Origin of the sequence: Micromonospora sp. NPDC047812, from assembly GCF_040704175.1 — a bacterium.
Lineage (GTDB): Bacteria > Actinomycetota > Actinomycetes > Mycobacteriales > Micromonosporaceae > Micromonospora.
In genome coordinates this window covers 391,425-407,002 of the sequence record NZ_JBEYRY010000003.1, presented here as the reverse complement: position 1 = coordinate 407,002, position 15,578 = coordinate 391,425, and the positions used below count along the sequence as shown (strand labels likewise).

The following is a 15,578-nucleotide window of genomic DNA, read 5'->3' as shown; positions in this document are numbered from 1 at the left end:
GGTACTCAGGAACCGTTCTTGAGGAAGTCGGGCACGTCGACGTCGTCGAAGAGCACCCGGCGGGGCGACTGCTGCGGCGCCGGCATGGTGGCCGGCGGCGCGACCGGGGTGCTCGGCTGCGTCGGCTGGTTCTGGTTGCTCTTGCGGGGCGGCTCGGCCGCCTTATACGCCGGCGCTCCGCCGTCGAAGCCCGCCGCGATGACGGTGACCCGCACCTCGTCGCCGAGGGCGTCGTCGATGACGGCGCCGAAGATGATGTTGGCATCGGGGTGGGCCGCGTCGGTGACGAGCTGGGCCGCGTCGTTGATCTCGAACAGGCCCAGGTCCGACCCGCCGGCGATGGAGAGCAGCACGCCGCGCGCGCCGTCCATGCTCTGCTCCAGCAGCGGGCTGGAGATGGCCGCCTCGGCCGCCTCGACGGCGCGGTTCTCGCCGCGCGCGCTGCCGATGCCCATGAGCGCGCTGCCCGCGCCGCTCATCACGCTCTTCACGTCGGCGAAGTCCAGGTTGATCAGACCCGGGGTGGTGATCAGGTCGGTGATGCCCTGGACACCGGAGAGCAGCACCTGGTCGGCGGTGCGGAACGCGTCCATCATGCTGATGTTGCGGTCGCCGAGCGCCAGCAGCCGGTCGTTGGGGATGACGATCAGCGTGTCGCACTGGTTGCGCAGCTCGTCTATTCCGGACTCCGCCTGCACCTGACGGCGCTTGCCCTCGAACGAGAACGGCCGGGTGACCACGCCGATCGTCAGCGCGCCGAGCTTGCGGGCGATGTTCGCCACCACGGGCGCCCCGCCGGTGCCGGTGCCGCCGCCCTCGCCGCAGGTCACAAAGACCATGTCGGCGCCCTTGAGCACCTCCTCGATCTCGTCGCGGTGGTCCTCGGCGGCGTTCTTGCCGACGTCGGGGTTGGCCCCGGCGCCGAGCCCACGGGTCAGCTCACGGCCGACGTCGAGCTTCACGTCGGCGTCGCTCATGAGCAGCGCCTGCGCGTCGGTGTTGATCGCGATGAACTCGACGCCCTTGAGCCCAACCTCGATCATCCGGTTGACGGCGTTGACGCCGCCGCCACCGATGCCGACGACCTTGATGACCGCCAGGTAGTTGTGCGGAGGTGTCATCTCCGGTCCTTTCCCTTCGAGATTGGCATGGGCCGACCGGGTAAGGCCTGGCCAGACCAGCGGCCGACGAAAGCTGTCACCAGTGAGGATCAGGATTAAACCCTCACCCTCTACTAGAGGCTTACAGTTATGTCAACCACTGATCCCCTTCGGGGCAACGTAAGCGCCCTCACGCGATGAGCCAAGGACCCGCTCGGCGTGTCGCCGCCGGAGCGGGACGGGTCACGTCGCGGGCGGAGCCACCGGTCACCGCAGGGTCACCACGTCCGGGGCGCTGACGTCGATGGTGTCGGCCTTCCGGTCGAGCAGGGCGCTGGCCACCCGGGCCTTGTCCGCGCCCCGGGTCGCGTCCCCCCAGACCACCACCCGGTCGCCGCGCAGTCGCAGCGTGATCCGGGCCAGCCCCTCGACGGTCACGTCCACCAGCTCGGCGCGCAGCTGCGGGGTGAGCGCGCCGAGCACCTCCAGCGCCGCCCGGGTCGGACCGTCGTCCGGGCCCGGCTCGGCGAGCCGGACCACCGGCAGGCCGTCCGGTGGCCGTGGCACGGTCCGGAAGACCACGCCCGCGCCGTCGATCACCACGAACTGCTCCCCGCGCGGCACCGCCGCCGCGCCGGTGCGCTCGGTCACCCGGACCACCAGCGTGTCCGGCCAGTCCCGGGTCACCACCGCCCGCTGGACCGCCGGCAACCCGCCGACCCGCCGCGCGGTGGCGGCCAGGTCCACCCGGGCCAGCGGGGCGCCGTCGGGCACCGCGGCCGCGTCGCGGACCTGCACCGTCGTGACGAGCGCGGCGCCCTCGACGCGGACCTCGCGCACCCCGAACAGGCCGGTGCCGAGCAGGGTCCACGCGACCAGCCCGGCCACCGCGAGCACGCCCGCGGCGACCGCCCACGGCAGCGCCGCGCGCATCCGACGCTGCCGGGCCCGGGCCATGAACCGGCGGGTCGAGGCGGGGACCGCGTCGCTGCCGGCACGGACCAGCTGCCACCGGCGCACCGGCCCGCGCCGGCCGCCGCCGTCCGCGCCGGTGGTGCGCCCCCGCGCCGGGCCGGGACTCATCCGGCCGCGGGCGCCGCGCCGTCCGGGACCGCGCCGCCGGCACCGCCGACGCCGGGGACGGTGCCGCCGATTGTCGTCGTCCCGCCCGCGTCGCCGCCGGGCGTCGTGCCCGCCGGCGCCGCCGGATCGGCCGTACGCGCCGAGAGCGCGGCCAGCAGTTGGTCCCCCATCAGCGAGATCGGTGGGGCGCCCATGGTCACCACGACGTCGCCGGGACGGGCCCGCCGGGCCACCTCCACCGGCGCGGCCTCCCACGAGTCCACGAAGACCTTCCGCTCCGCCGGCAACGACACCGCCTCGATCAGCGCCGCCGACCCCTCCCCCGGCTCGCGCAGCTCGCCCGGGCCGAAGACCTCCAGCAGCACCAGCTCGTCGGCGATGGCCAGCGACTCGGCGATCTCCGCCTGCAGGTCACGGGTGCGGTAGAGCCGGTAGGGCTGGAAGACCACGATCAGCCGGCCGTCCCCGGCCACCTCGCGCAGCGTCTGCAACGCCAGCGTCATCGAGGTCGGGTGGTAGGCGTACTCGTCGTAGACCAGCACGTCGTCCGCGAGGCCCTTGCGCTCGAAGCGCCGCCGCACGCCGGGGAACGCCGCGAGCGCACCCTCCGCCGCCTCCAGCGGCAGGCCCAGCAGATACGTGGTCAGCACGGCCGAGGCGCTGTTGAGCCCCATGTGCCGCCCGGGCACCGGCAGCCGGAACTCGCCGAGCGACCGCCCGTCGATGCTCGCCAGGTAGCGCACCCCCCGGGCCGACGACACGATGTCGGTCAGCCGCAGGTCGGCGTCGGCCGCCTCGCCGTAGGTGTGCACCCGACGGCCCTCCGCGCGCAGCGTCTCGGCCAGCCGCCGCCCACCCGGGTCGTCGGCGCAGGTGATGATGAAGCCGTCCGGGTCGGTGAGCCGGGCGAACTCGGCGAAGGCCGCCTCCAGCGTGGCGAGGTCACCGTAGGTGTTCAGGTGGTCGGCCTCGACGTTGGTGATGATCGACACGTACGGGCGGTAGATCAGGAAGGAGCGGTCGCTCTCGTCCGCCTCGACCACGAAGTGCTCGCCCGTGCCGTGGTGGGCGCCCGAGCCGACCTCGGAGATCTCCCCGCCGATCACGAAGGACGGGTCCTGCCCGGCCTGCTGGAGCACCATGGTGACCATCGAGGTGGTGGTGGTCTTGCCGTGGGTGCCCGCGACCGCCACCGTCCGGCGGCCCGTCATCGCGGCGGCCAGCGCCTCGGAGCGGTGCAGCACGCGCAGGCCGCGCCGGCGCGCCTCCACCATCTCCAGGTGGTCCTGTGGGATCGCCGAGGAGTAGACGACCGTGTCGACGCCGTCGAGGTTGGACGCCTCGTGGCTCATGTGGATCGTGCCGCCGAGAGCGCGCATGCCGGCCAGGCTGGGCCACTCCCGCAGCTCGCTGCCGGAGACCCGGATGCCCCGGGTGAGGAAGAGCCGGGCCAGCCCGCTCATGCCGACCCCGCCGACCCCGATCAGGTGGATCGTGCCCAGGTCCTCGGCGGTGAGCGTGCCGGCCGGGGTGAACTGTGCGGTGTTCATGCCGAGTACCTTCCCGTCGCGGTGCGCCGAGTCATCGGGCCACCGCCTCGTAGACGAAGTTGAGCAGCGCCTCGTCGCCGTCGCGGCGGCCGTACGCGGCGGCGGCGGCGCCCATCGCGTGCAGCCGGTGCGGGTCGCGGATCAGCGGGATGACCGTCCGCTCGACCCAGTCGGGGGTCAGCTCGGCGTCGTCGACGAGCAGCCCGCCGCCGGCCTCCACCACGGGCAGCGCGTTGCGCTTCTGCTCCTGGTTGCTGTGCGGGTACGGCACGTAGATGGTGGGCAGCCCGATGGCGGCCACCTCCGCGCAGGTCATCGCCCCGCCCCGGCCGAGCATCAGGTCCGCCGCGGCGTAGCCGGCCTCCATCTCGGACAGGTACGGCAGCGTCACGTACGGCACCGGCAGGTCGGTGGGGACCGGCACCGGCTCGTTGCGGGCGCCGATCACGTGCAGCACCTGCACCCCGTTGCGGGCGAGTTCCTTGGCCGCGCCGGCCACGGCGAGGTTGATCGAGCGGGCGCCCTGCGAGCCGCCGGCGACGAAGAGCACCGGCAGGTCGGGGCGGAGTCCGAAGTGGGCCCGGGCCGCGTTGCGCATGGCGAACCGGTCCAGCCCGGCGATGCCCCGGCGCAGCGGCACGCCCACCACCCGGGCGTCGCGCAGGGCCTCGGCCTGGGCGGGCTGGTGCGGGAAGCCGACCGCGACGTGGTTGGTGAACCGCATCCCCAGCCGGTTGGCCACCCCCGGCGGCACGTTCACCTCGTGGATCACGATCGGCAGCTCGCGCCGCCAGGCGGCGAGGTAGGCCGGCACGGAGACGTACCCGCCGAAGCCGACCACCACGTCGGCGCGCACCTCGTCGATGACCTTGCCCGCGGCGCGGGCCGCGGTCCACATCCGGCCGGGGGTCTTGACCAGGTTCATGTTCACCGACCGGGGCAGCTGGTAGGCCGGGATCTGGCGCAGGTCGTAGCCCTGGGGCGGGATCAGTTCGTTCTCCAGGCCCCTCGGTGTGCCCAGGCAGGTGATCCGGACGCCGGGGTCGTGTCGGCGCAGGCAGTCGGCGAAGGCGAGCAACGGGTAGATGTGCCCCCCGGTGCCACCTCCCGCGAGCACCACCGAACGCAGCGGACCCATCAACGTCTCCTCTCATCCGCCGACCCGCGGCGCGTCCGGGCCAGCCGGACGCCGCGCGGTGCGGCCACATCGTCCGGCCGCCGCTCCCGCGACCGGGGTACGGACCCTCGGGCAGCCGGGGGCGCCGCCGGACGGCGGCGCCGCCCGGGAAGCGGCGGCAACGGGGCCCAGAGTAGTCGGACCCATCGGGCCGGCGGACGGGCATGCAGCGCTCTGGCGGCGTCGGGTTCGGCACGGGCGAAGGAGGCGAGCATCCCGATGGCGGCGAGCGTGATGACCAGCGCGCTGCCGCCGTCGGAGATGAACGGCAGCGGCAGGCCGGTGATGGGCAGCAGCCCGACCACCCCGCCGATGTTGATCACAGCCTGGCTGACCAGCCAGGTGGTCGCCGCGGCGGCGGCCAGCCGGCGGAACGGGTCGTCCACCCGGCGGGCGATCCGCAGGCCGGTGTAGGCCAACACGGCGAACAGGCTGAGCACCACCGCGCAGCCGACCACGCCCAACTCCTCGGCGAGGATCGCGAAGATGAAGTCGTTGTGCGCCTCGGGCAACCAGCCGAACTTGAAGCTGCTCTTGCCGAGCCCGACGCCGAACCAGCCGCCGTGCTCGATGGCCAGCCGCCCCTGGTAGATCTGGTAGCAGCCCTCGAGCTTGCAGTCCTGCGGGTCGGGTGGGTTGAAGAACGACGTCAGCCGGGCGAAGCGGTAGTTCTCCTCGCCGCGCGCACCCGAGCCCGCGCCGAGCGAGGCCACGGCGATCAGCAGGCCGACGCCGATCAGCCCGAGCACCGAGAGGGTGCCGAAGACGCGCATCCGCACCCCGGCCGCCCAGAGCAGCCCGACCACCACCGCGAGCAGGCAGAGCATGGTGCCGAGGTCGTTGTAGCCGACCAGGACGAAGAGCAGGCCGACCACCGGGAAGAGCGGGGTGGCCAGCTCGCGCCACCAGCCCAGCGCGGCGCCCTTGCGGGCGATCACGTGGGCGCCCCAGAGCACCAGGGCGAACTTCGCCAACTCGGAGGGCTGCACCTGGATGCCGCCGACGAAGAGCCAGAGCAGCCGGGCCTCGACGGGGCCGATCTGGGCCGAGTCCTGCTTGGTCAGCCGGGCGTACGCGAGCAGCAGGTTGAGCACCAGCAGCAGGCCGACGGCGGTGAACAGCAGGGGCCGGCCCAGGGACCGGTAGGTCGTCGCCGGCAGCCGCTGGCACGCCCAGAACGCGACGATGCCGATCACCGCGAAGATCGCCTGCTTGACCAGGGACGTCGAGGCGTTGCCGTTCTCCGCGTAGTCCCGGACGCTGGTCGCGGAAAAGACCATGGTCAGGCCGATCAGCAGCAGCAGGCCGGCGCTGGACAGCAGCAGGTAGTAGGAGGCCAGCGGCCGGTCCAGCAGCCCGCGCAGCGCGGCCAGCCCGCCCGCCGGGTCCAGCCCGCGCGGCACCTGGGCACCGGGATCGTCCGGCCCCCGCGTCGCGGCGGGCGCGTCGCGCGTACGTCTGCCTCCCGCCGACCGCCCGGACGTGCCCTCCGCCGTGACCTCGATGCCTCGTCCCTCCCCCACCCGACCATCATGGCGGTTCCGCGGGGCCGCCACCGGCGCAACCGCCGGGTCGGCGTGTCGGGCTTGCGCCGGGGCGCGCGGAGCGTCCCGGCCGCCGGACGCGCCGCGGGGCCGAGGCGACACGCGCCCGGGCCCCGCGGCGGGAACGGCCGGCCGGCTCAGGTCATGTTGGCGAGGAACTCGCTGTAGAACAGGCCCAGCGCGATGGCCACGCCGATCCCGGCGATGATCCAGAACCGGACCACGATGTTGACCTCGCTCCACCCGGCCAGCTCGAAGTGGTGCTGCAACGGCGACATGCGGAACACCCGCTTGCCGGTGGTGCGGAACGAGATGATCTGGATCACCACGGACATCGTGATGATCACGAAGAGGCCACCGATGATCGGCAGCAGCAGGATCGTCCGGGTGGACATCGCCATGCCGGCGATCAGGCCGCCGAGGCCCAGCGCGCCGGTGTCGCCCATGAAGATCCGCGCCGGCGAGGTGTTCCACCACAGGAAGCCGACGCAGGCCCCGGCCGCGGCGCCGGCGATCAGCGCGATCTCCAGCGGGTCCCGGACCGAGTAGCAGTAGTCCTGGGTGTAGTTCGGGTCGGCGCACCAGTGCCGGTACTGCCAGAAGGCGATCAGCGCGTACGCGGCGAGGACCATCACCGAGGCGCCGGTGGCCAGGCCGTCGAGGCCGTCGGTGAGGTTGACGCCGTTGGTCGCGGCCATCACCACGAAGATGAAGATGACCACCGCGCCGATCTTGGTGATGTCGAGCGCCGGGATGTCCCGGATGAAGCTGAGCGTCGTGCTGCCCACGGTCTCGGTGTTGGTCTCCGCGCCCGAGGCGTCGGTCATGGTGCTCGGGAAGTAGAGCGCCACCACACCGAAGACCGCGCCGACCAGGATCTGGCCGAGCAGCTTGCCCCGCTTGTTGAGCCCGCCGCTGTGCCGCTTGCGCACCTTGAGGAAGTCGTCGATGAAGCCGACGGCGCCGGAGAAGACCATCAGCCCCAGCAGCACCAGCGCGGTGATCGTCGGCTCGACCTGGGCGATCTGCGCGTCCGGCAGGGTCGTCAGGGCCAGGTGACCGGCCACGTACGCGATGACCGTGGCCAGGATGAACACCACGCCGCCCATCGTCGGCGTGCCCTTCTTGCCCTCGTTGCTCGCGAGCCCGAGGTTCGATCGGATCGGCTGGCCGGCCTTCAGCCGGGCGAACACCTTGATCGCGATCGGGGTGCAGAGCAGCGAGACCAGGAAGGCCACCCCGATGGCGACGATGACCGCCCTCATGCGGTGCCGCCCTCCGTCGCCTGCCCGTTCGCCCCGCCACCGGCGGCCTCCGCGCGCAGCGCGTCGGCCACCTCCCAGGTGCGGTACCGCGAGCCCTTCACCAGGACGACGTCGCCCGGCCGTAACTCGCTCCGCAGCACCTCGACGGCCGCCGCCTGATCGGTGAGCAGCACCGACTCTCCTCCCCAGTCACCTACGGATGTCGCGCCTTCGTGGATCGGCGCGGCCGGCTCGCCCACCACGAGCAGCCGGTCGACGCCCAGTTCGGCCGCGAGCCGGCCGACCTCGGCGTGCCCGTCGCGTTCGAACGGGCCCAGCTCGGCCATGTAGCCGAGCACCGCGACGGTGCGCCGCTCCCGCCCGATGCCGGCCAGCGCGCGCAGCGCGACCGCCATGGAGGCGGGATTGGCGTTGTACGAGTCGTCGATCACGGTCACCCCGTCGGCGCGTTCGAAGACGTCCATCCGACGGGTGGAGACCAGTCCCAGGGCGCCCAGCGCGGTGGCCAGCTCGGCCAGCGGCATGCCCAGTTCGCGGGCCACCGCGGCGGCGGCCAGCGAGTTGGACACCTGGTGCCGGCCGGTCAACCCGAGCCGCACCGGCGCGGTGCCCTCCGGGGTGACGAGGGTGTACGCGGGCCGTCCCCGGTCGTCCAGCGTCACGTCCTCGGCCCGCACGTCGGCGTGCGCCGCCTCGCCGTAGCGGACCACCCGGGCGACCGTACGCGAGGCCATCGCGTCGACCAGCGGGTCGTCGGCGTTCAGCACGGCCAGGCCGTCGGCGGGCAACGCCTCGACCAGCTCGCCCTTCGCCAGCGCGATCGTCTCCACCGAGCCGAACTCGCCGATGTGCGCCACCCCGACGTTGAGCACCACGGAGATCCGGGGCGGCACCACGTCGCAGAGGTAGCGCACATGCCCCACCCCCCGGGCGCCCTTCTCCATCACCAGGTAGCGGGTCTCGGGCCCGGCCTGCAACGCCGTGTACGGGTGCCCCAGCTCGTTGTTGAACGACCCGGGCGGGGCGACGGTCGGGCCGAGCCGCGCGGTGAGCTGCGCGATCAGGTCCTTGGTGGTGGTCTTGCCCGACGAGCCGGTCAACCCGACGACGGTGAGCCCGGGCAGCCGGTCGACCACCGCGCGGGCCAGCCGGCCCATCGCGGCCAGCGCGTCGTCGACCAGCACCATCGGCACGCCGGGCACCGCGCGGGTGCCGAGCACCGCCACCGCGCCGGCCGCCACCGCGCCGGCGGCGTAGTCGTGCCCGTCCACCTTCTCGCCCGGGAAGGCGACGAAGAGCGCCCCCGGGCGCACCTTGCGCGAGTCGAACTCGACCGGACCGGTGACCCGGGCCTGCGGGTCGGCGCCGGCCAGCCGCCCGTCGACCGCCGAGGCGACCTCGGCCAGGCTGAGCGGGATCACCGCTGACCCGCCGGGTCGGCGAAGCGGGCGCGCAGCGCGTCGGCCAGCTCGGTGCGGTCGTCGAACGGGAGCACCTCGCCACCGATCTCCTGCCCGCGTTCGTGGCCCTTGCCGAGCACCGCGACCACGTCGCCCGGCTCGGCCAGCCGGACCGCCGCGTCGATCGCCGTCCGGCGGTCGGCCACCTCCTCGACGCGGGCCGCCGTGCCGGCCCCCCGGGCGCCGGCGAGCACCTCGGCCCGGATCGCCGCCGGATCCTCGGTGCGTGGGTTGTCGTCGGTCACCAGTACCACGTCGGCTCCCTCCGCCGCGGCGGCGCCCATCACCGGCCGCTTGCCCCGGTCCCGGTCCCCGCCGGCACCGATCACGCAGATCAGCCGGCCGGCGCCGTACTCCCGCAACGCCGCCAGCGCGGCGACGATCGCGTCCGCCTTGTGCGCGTAGTCGACCACCCCCCGGACCGGCCCGGGGGCGTCCACCAGCTCCAGCCGGCCCGGGACCCCGCCGCACGCGGCGACCCCGGCGGCGGCGGTCCGCGGGTCCACCCCGGCGGCGACCAGCGCGGCGATGGCCAGCAGGGCGTTGGCCACGTTGTGCCGGCCCGGCAGCGCCACGCCGGCCGGCAGGGTCAGCCCGTCCGGGCCGTGCGCGGTGAACCGCTGCGCGTACCCCTCGCCGCCGATCCCGTCGGCCCACCAGGTGGCCGTCGGGTCACCGGCCGCCGAGTAGGTGACCGTCGCCGGGCCGTACAGCGACTTCAGCGCCGGGTCGTCGTGGTTGAGCACCTCGACCGCGCAGCGCCCGTCGAACAGCTGCGCCTTGGCGGCGAAGTAGTCCGCCGTGTCGGCGTGGAAGTCCAGGTGGTCGGAGCCGAAGTTGGTGTAGCCGCCGACCGTGAACCGGACCCCGCCGACCCGGCCCATCGCCAGGGCGTGGCTGGAGACCTCCATGACCACGGCGGTGACGCCGCGCTCGCGGGCGGCGGCCAGCATGGCGTGCAGGTCGGTGGCCTCGGGGGTGGTGCGCACGCTGTCGATCGCCAGGTCGCCGAGGCGGGTCTCGACGGTGCCGATCAGGCCGGTGGTGTGGCCGGCGGCGCGCAGGCCGGACTCGACCAGGTAGGCCGTCGAGGTCTTGCCGGCCGTGCCGGTCACCCCGATCACCGTCAAGCCCTCGGTCGGGTCGCCGTAGACGGCCGCGGCGAGGGTGCCCAGCGCCGCGCGCGGGTCGGACACCACCAGCGCCGGCAGGCCCGCCTCGGCCACCGCGGCGGCGCCGGCCGGATCGGTCAGCACGGCCACCGCGCCGGCGGCCGCCGCGCCGGCGGCGAACTCCGCCCCGTGGCGGCGGGCGCCCGGCAGGGCCGCGTACAGGTCGCCGGGGCGGACCTCCTGGCTGGCGTGGGTCACCCCGGCCACCACCAGCTCGGCGGCGCCCTCCGGGGGCTCGACGGCGAGCCGGGCGGCGAGGTCGCCGAGCCGGACACCGATCACGGTACGGGGACGAGGATTGCCGGGCACGGCGTCAGACCCTACCCGGTCGTCCGGTTCCGGCCGCACTGCCGCCCCGGTGGTTCGTCCGCACTCACCGATGATGTCGCGGCGTGGCCGCTCAACGCGGATAGACCGTGAACTTCGGGGCCTTCTCCCCACTGGGTGGCACCCCGTAGTGACGCAGAGTGAACTGCATCATGTCCCGGAACGCGGGGGCCGCGATGTCCCCGCCCCCGCCGGAGGGGGTGTGCGCGAAGACCGCGATCACGTAGCGCGGCTTCTCGGCGGGGGCCATCCCGATGAACGAGGCCACCTCGCCGAGCTGCTTGCGCCCGTCGACCAGCCGCCAGCCGGTGCCGGTCTTGCCGGCGACCCGCCACTCGGGGATCGCCGCGGCCCTGCCGGTCGCGTCCTCGACCGTGGTGACCGCCTCCAGGATGTGCCGCAGCGCGGCGGCGTTCTCCGGGCTGAGCACCGACCGGGTGACCGGAGGGTCGGTCGGCGTACGCTTCCCGTCCGGCCCGATCACCTCCTTGACCAGGCGCGGCTGCACGTACGTGCCGTTGTTGGCGATCGTCGCGTAGACGGCGGCCATCTGCAGCGGCGTGGCGTCCACGCTGTGCCCGATCGGCACCGACCCGGCCGACGACCCGCTCCACTCGTCGGCCGGCAGCAGCCGCCCGCTGGCCTCGCCGGGCATGCCCACCCGCGTCGGCTCGCCGAGGCCGAAGCGCTTCTGGTAGTCGATGAGCCGCTCCGGGCCGAGCTTGTCGGCGATCTGGATGGTGCCGACGTTCGACGAGTACGCCATCATGCCGGGCAGGCTCATCCGCTGTCCGTGCGCCTTGTGCGTGTCGGTGAACCAGACGCCGCCCTTCTTGATGCCGTTGGCGACCGGCAGCGTGGTGTCGGGCGTGATCACGCGTTCCTGGAGCGCGGCGCCGAAGGTGATCGCCTTGTGCACCGAGCCGGGGTCGACCACGAAGCTGGTGGCCGCGTCCTCCCGGTCGGTCGGGTCGCTCGGCACGGGCTTCGCCGCGTTGTAGGTGGGGTGGCTGGCCTGGGCCAGCACCTCGCCGGAGGGGATCTCGATCACCACGGCGGCGCCGGTGCTGCCCTTGCTCTGCGCCATGTGCCGGCTCAGCATCCGCTGCACCATGAACTGCAGGTCGCGGTCGATGGTGAGCTGGAGCGAGCTGCCCGGCTTGGCCTTCGTCGTCTCGCTGTAGCCGCCGGGGATCGGGGCGGCCAGGTCGCCGAGGCCGACCTCGTAGACCCGCTTGCCGTCCGTGCCGCGCAGCACGTCGTCGTAGCGGGCCTCCAGCCCCTCCAGCCCGACCATGTCCTGGCTGGTGAAGCCGAGCAGGTTGGCCGCGAGGTCCCCGCCGGGCACCTCGCGCCGCTCGTCGCGGTGGGTGTAGATGCCGGGCAGCTCCAGCGCCGTGATCTGCCGGGCCCGGTCGATGTCCACCCCCCGGGCGAGGTACTCGAACTGCGAGTCGTCGCCGTTGACCCGCTTGCGGGGCTTCATCTTCTCGGCCAGCTCCGACGCCGGCATGCCGAGCAGCGGGGACAGCGCTTTGGCGGTGGCCTGCTGGTCCTCGATCTGGGTGGGGTCGGCGTAGACGTAGCGCGCCTCGACGCTGTGCGCCAGCGGGGCGCCGGACCGGTCGTAGATGGCGCCGCGCGCCGCCGGCAGCGTGACGGTGCGCAGCCGGTCGGCGAGGCCACCGCCTGCGTACGCCGGAGTCTCCACGGCCTGGAGGACGACCAGCCGGATGCCGATGACGGCGAAGAGCGTCAGGGTGAGCACGGTGCCGAGCCGCAGCCGGCGGCGGGGGTCGGCCAGCCGGGGCGGCTTCGGCGGCTTGCGCGACGGCCGCCGGGCGGCGGGACGGTCCGGCCGGCGCGCGGGGCGCGGCGCGGCGCGGCGGCGCGGCGCCGGCGGCTCGTCGTCGTGACGCGGGGTGCGCGGCGTGACGGTGCGGACGACGCCGGAGCGGCCCGCCGCCTCCCGGCGGCCGGTCCGGCCGGCGCCCGCGCGCCCGCCGTCGAGGACCTGGAGGGCGGGGCGGAACGGGTCGCCGGAGCGGGTGCTGCGCGGCGTCCGGCGCTGCTCGGCGGGGCCGGCGTCGGCGTCCCGCTCGGCGCGACCGCCGGCGCGCTGCTCGCGCACGGTGCGCCCGCGCGGGGTGTACGCCCGGGCGTCGGAGATGCCACCGACCCCCGGCTCGCCGGAGCGCGGCTCGCCGCCCCGGCCACCGGCGTTACGCGACGAACCGCGCCGGGAGCCTGTGGCGTCCCGGCGCGGTTCCTCCGATCTCGGCGGCACGGTCGTCAGCCTCCCGCGCCCTGCTGGCTGGTGATCGAGGGCTGGCCCCCGGCCGGCTGCGGCACGCCGATGACCTTGCCGTCGGGCAGCCGGATGTAGGCCGGCTCGCCCGCCTCCACCAGACCCAGCTTGCGGGCCCGGGCCTCCAGGTTGCCCGGGGCCTCCGCGTCGGCGATCTGCTTGTTCAGCTGCTGCTGCTCCACGTCGAGCTTGGCCTGCTGCTCCTGGAGCTTCTCCAGCCGGAAGGCGTTCTCGTTGATCTTCGTGTTGACCAGCAGGATACCGAGCACCCCGCCGACCACCAGCACCAGCACCAGGGCGGCGAAGGGCGCCCGCGGCACCTTCACCGGCGGCGGCGGCGCCACCCGCAGCCGGGGCGTACGCGCCGTGACGGCGACGTCCCGCTCGGCCGGTCGCAGCGCGGCGCTGCCCTGGGTCGGGAACTCGCGCGCCCCCCGGGCGCGAGTCTCCCCCTGCCGGTTCGCGCGGTCCGCCCGCGGCGTGCCGGTCCCGATGCGCGTGGCCCGCTCCGCCGCGGTCCGGCCCCCCGACCGCGGTGCGCGCTGCCCGCCGCCGGCGATGTCCCGGCGGTCGCGCTTGTCAATAGTCATGTCCCTCCCCCTCTTCGTCCGTCCCTGTCCCGTCCCCCGGGGTCCGTCGGATCCGTGTCGGATCCGGGGGACCCCGCCCCTGGTTGGTGCATCGCCTTGACCCGCCGGCGGTACCGTTCGCGGTCGGTACCCCCCTGCTGCGCCGCGTCCGGGTCGAGTCGCTCCGCGGCCCGCAGCCGCACGGACGCGGCCCGCGGGTTCGCGGCGACCTCCGCCTCCCCGGGCAGTTCGGCGCCCCGGCTGAGCAGCCGGAACGTCGGACCGGACCCGGGCAGTTCGACCGGGAGGTCGACCGGGCCCTTGCTGCGGACCCGGTCGCTGAGCGCCGCCTTGGTGAGCCGGTCCTCCAGCGAGTGGTAGGACAGGACCACCATGCGGCCGCCCACGTTGAGCTTGTCGAGCGCGGCCGGCAGCGCCGTCTCCAGCGCTGCCAGCTCCTTGTTTACCTCGATCCGTAAAGCCTGAAACGTTCTCTTGGCCGGGTGTCCCCCGGTTCGTCGGGCCGGTGCCGGGATGGACTCCCTGACCAGTTCGGCCAGCCGCGCCGACGAGGTGATCCGGCTCCGCTCGCGCTCGCGGATGATCGCCGAGGCGATCCGGCCCGCGAACTTCTCCTCGCCGTAGACCCGCAGCACGCGGGCCAGGTCCGGATGGGCGTACGTGTTGACCACCTCCTCGGCGGTCACCCCCCGGGTCTGGTCCATCCGCATGTCCAGCGGGGCGTCCTGCGCGTAGGCGAACCCGCGGTCGGGTGCGTCGAGTTGCAGGGAGGAGACGCCCAGGTCGAACAGGATCCCGTCGATCGCCGGGTAGCCCAGCCGGCCGAGCACCTCCGGCAGCTCGTCGTAGACGGCGTGCTCCAGGTGGACGCGGTCGGCGAAGCGGGCCAGCCGGACGCGCGCGTGGGCGAGCGCCTCGGTGTCCCGGTCCAGCCCGATCAGCACCGTCTCCGGATGCGCCTCGAGCACCGCCTCGGCGTGCCCGGCCAGGCCCAGCGTCGCGTCGACGTGGACCGTCCGCCCGCCCCGGCCCAGCGCGGGGGCCAGCAACTCGAGACACCGCTCGAGCAGCACCGGCACGTGCGTGCCGCGTAGCTCCCCCATGTCGACCCCCACTGGTGTGAAACCTTCGTCCTTCACGCGTCTGTCGTCGGACGACGCCGTGCCGTCGTACCGCCAGATCCCCATCCGCTCCCGCCCGTCGGAGGCCGCGGCCCTCCGATCGGATCGTGCGCCTGGCACCGGGGAAGGGGTGCCAGGAACTCGAAAGCGGGTGGAGATCTCGCAGTACGTCGGGCGCCGTCACGCCCTACAGACCGCCGGGCAGCACCCCCTCCTCGATGTCGGCGAAGTCGTCTTCGCTCTCCGCGAGGTAGGTCTCCCAGGCAGCCTTGTCCCAGATCTCCACCCGGGTGCTCGCGCCGATCACGACCAGATCCCGGTCGAGGGCGGCGTAGGCCCGCAGGTGGGCCGGGATCGTCACCCGGCCCTGCTTGTCGGGCACCTCGTCGTGCGCGCTGGCGAAGAAGACCCGGCTGTAGGCTCGGGCCGCCTTGTTCGTCATCGGTTGCGCGCGCAACTGCTCCGCGATCCGCTGGAACTCGGGCATCGGGAAGGCGTAGAGGCAGCGATCCTGCCCTTTGGTGATCACGACACCCCCCGCCAACTCGTCCCGGAACTTCGCCGGGAGGATCAACCGGCCTTTGTCGTCCAGGCGTGGGGTGTGGGTGCCGAGAAACATCGGCCCAACCCCCTCGCCCTTGAGCGGCGTTCGCGGCGCCGCTGACCCCCCGGGCCGGTGGGCCCTCCCGGCCTCACCACTGCGCCCCACTCTACTCCACTTCCCTCCACCCGCAACCAGAATCGCCCGCGTGGCGCGGCCTTTTGGCGCGCAAAACCGCACGTCAACGGGGGTGGAGCGGAGTGGAGGGCCGCGGGGCCCGCCGGGCCGGTCCGCTTTCCGACATAGATCGACTCCGTCCGGCTGAGCGCGTTCCGACCAC

General features: G+C 74.0%; 11 protein-coding genes and 1 pseudogene. All 12 read right to left on the bottom strand.

The features are described from left to right. Positions 1–5: 5 nt before the first annotated feature. On the bottom strand, positions 6–1,121 hold the full coding sequence (gene ftsZ, locus AB0883_RS16875; protein ID WP_121400560.1) for a cell division protein FtsZ: 1,116 nt from the start codon (positions 1,119–1,121) through the stop codon (positions 6–8). A gap of 246 nt (positions 1,122–1,367) precedes the next feature. Next, entirely contained in the window at positions 1,368–2,183 is an 816-nt protein-coding gene (locus tag AB0883_RS16870; protein WP_366642061.1) for an FtsQ-type POTRA domain-containing protein, read from the bottom strand. Then, positions 2,180–3,733 carry a UDP-N-acetylmuramate--L-alanine ligase gene (murC, locus tag AB0883_RS16865; RefSeq protein ID WP_366642060.1) on the bottom strand — a complete coding sequence of 518 codons (1,554 nt, stop codon included), beginning with the start codon at positions 3,731–3,733 and terminating at the stop codon, positions 2,180–2,182. Before murC ends, AB0883_RS16870 begins: the two co-directional genes overlap by 4 nt. Before the next feature lie 31 nt (positions 3,734–3,764). Next, positions 3,765–4,871 (bottom strand): undecaprenyldiphospho-muramoylpentapeptide beta-N-acetylglucosaminyltransferase, encoded by a 1,107-nt coding sequence (gene murG / locus AB0883_RS16860; protein ID WP_366642059.1) that lies wholly within the window; start codon positions 4,869–4,871, stop codon positions 3,765–3,767. Further along, entirely contained in the window at positions 4,871–6,283 is a 1,413-nt protein-coding gene (locus AB0883_RS16855) for a putative peptidoglycan glycosyltransferase FtsW (RefSeq protein ID WP_366642249.1), read from the bottom strand. Before AB0883_RS16855 ends, murG begins: the two co-directional genes overlap by 1 nt. A 308-nt stretch (positions 6,284–6,591) precedes the next feature. Beyond that, the gene (mraY, locus tag AB0883_RS16850) at positions 6,592–7,719 is read right to left on the bottom strand and encodes a phospho-N-acetylmuramoyl-pentapeptide-transferase (RefSeq protein WP_366642057.1); all 1,128 of its coding nucleotides are present in this window, start codon (positions 7,717–7,719) and stop codon (positions 6,592–6,594) included. After that, positions 7,716–9,140, bottom strand: coding sequence for a UDP-N-acetylmuramoyl-tripeptide--D-alanyl-D-alanine ligase (gene murF, locus AB0883_RS16845; protein WP_366642056.1), 1,425 nt, complete (start codon positions 9,138–9,140; stop codon positions 7,716–7,718). Before murF ends, mraY begins: the two co-directional genes overlap by 4 nt. Next, a complete protein-coding gene (locus AB0883_RS16840) occupies positions 9,137–10,699 on the bottom strand; it encodes a UDP-N-acetylmuramoyl-L-alanyl-D-glutamate--2,6-diaminopimelate ligase (protein WP_366642055.1) in 1,563 nt (520 codons plus the stop codon). Before AB0883_RS16840 ends, murF begins: the two co-directional genes overlap by 4 nt. A 52-nt stretch (positions 10,700–10,751) precedes the next feature. After that, positions 10,752–12,965, bottom strand: a complete 2,214-nt coding sequence (locus AB0883_RS16835; RefSeq protein WP_366642054.1) for a penicillin-binding protein 2 — start codon at positions 12,963–12,965, stop codon at positions 10,752–10,754. Between the two features lie 5 nt (positions 12,966–12,970). Further along, entirely contained in the window at positions 12,971–13,576 is a 606-nt protein-coding gene (locus tag AB0883_RS16830; RefSeq protein ID WP_366642053.1) for a septum formation initiator family protein, read from the bottom strand. After that, positions 13,566–14,679, bottom strand: a pseudogene (rsmH, locus tag AB0883_RS16825) (16S rRNA (cytosine(1402)-N(4))-methyltransferase RsmH). The gene AB0883_RS16830 and the pseudogene rsmH overlap by 11 nt, the downstream one beginning before the upstream one ends. Before the next feature lie 205 nt (positions 14,680–14,884). Beyond that, a complete protein-coding gene (gene mraZ / locus AB0883_RS16820) occupies positions 14,885–15,316 on the bottom strand; it encodes a division/cell wall cluster transcriptional repressor MraZ (RefSeq protein ID WP_121400551.1) in 432 nt (143 codons plus the stop codon). Between the last annotated feature and the right edge of the window lie 262 nt (positions 15,317–15,578).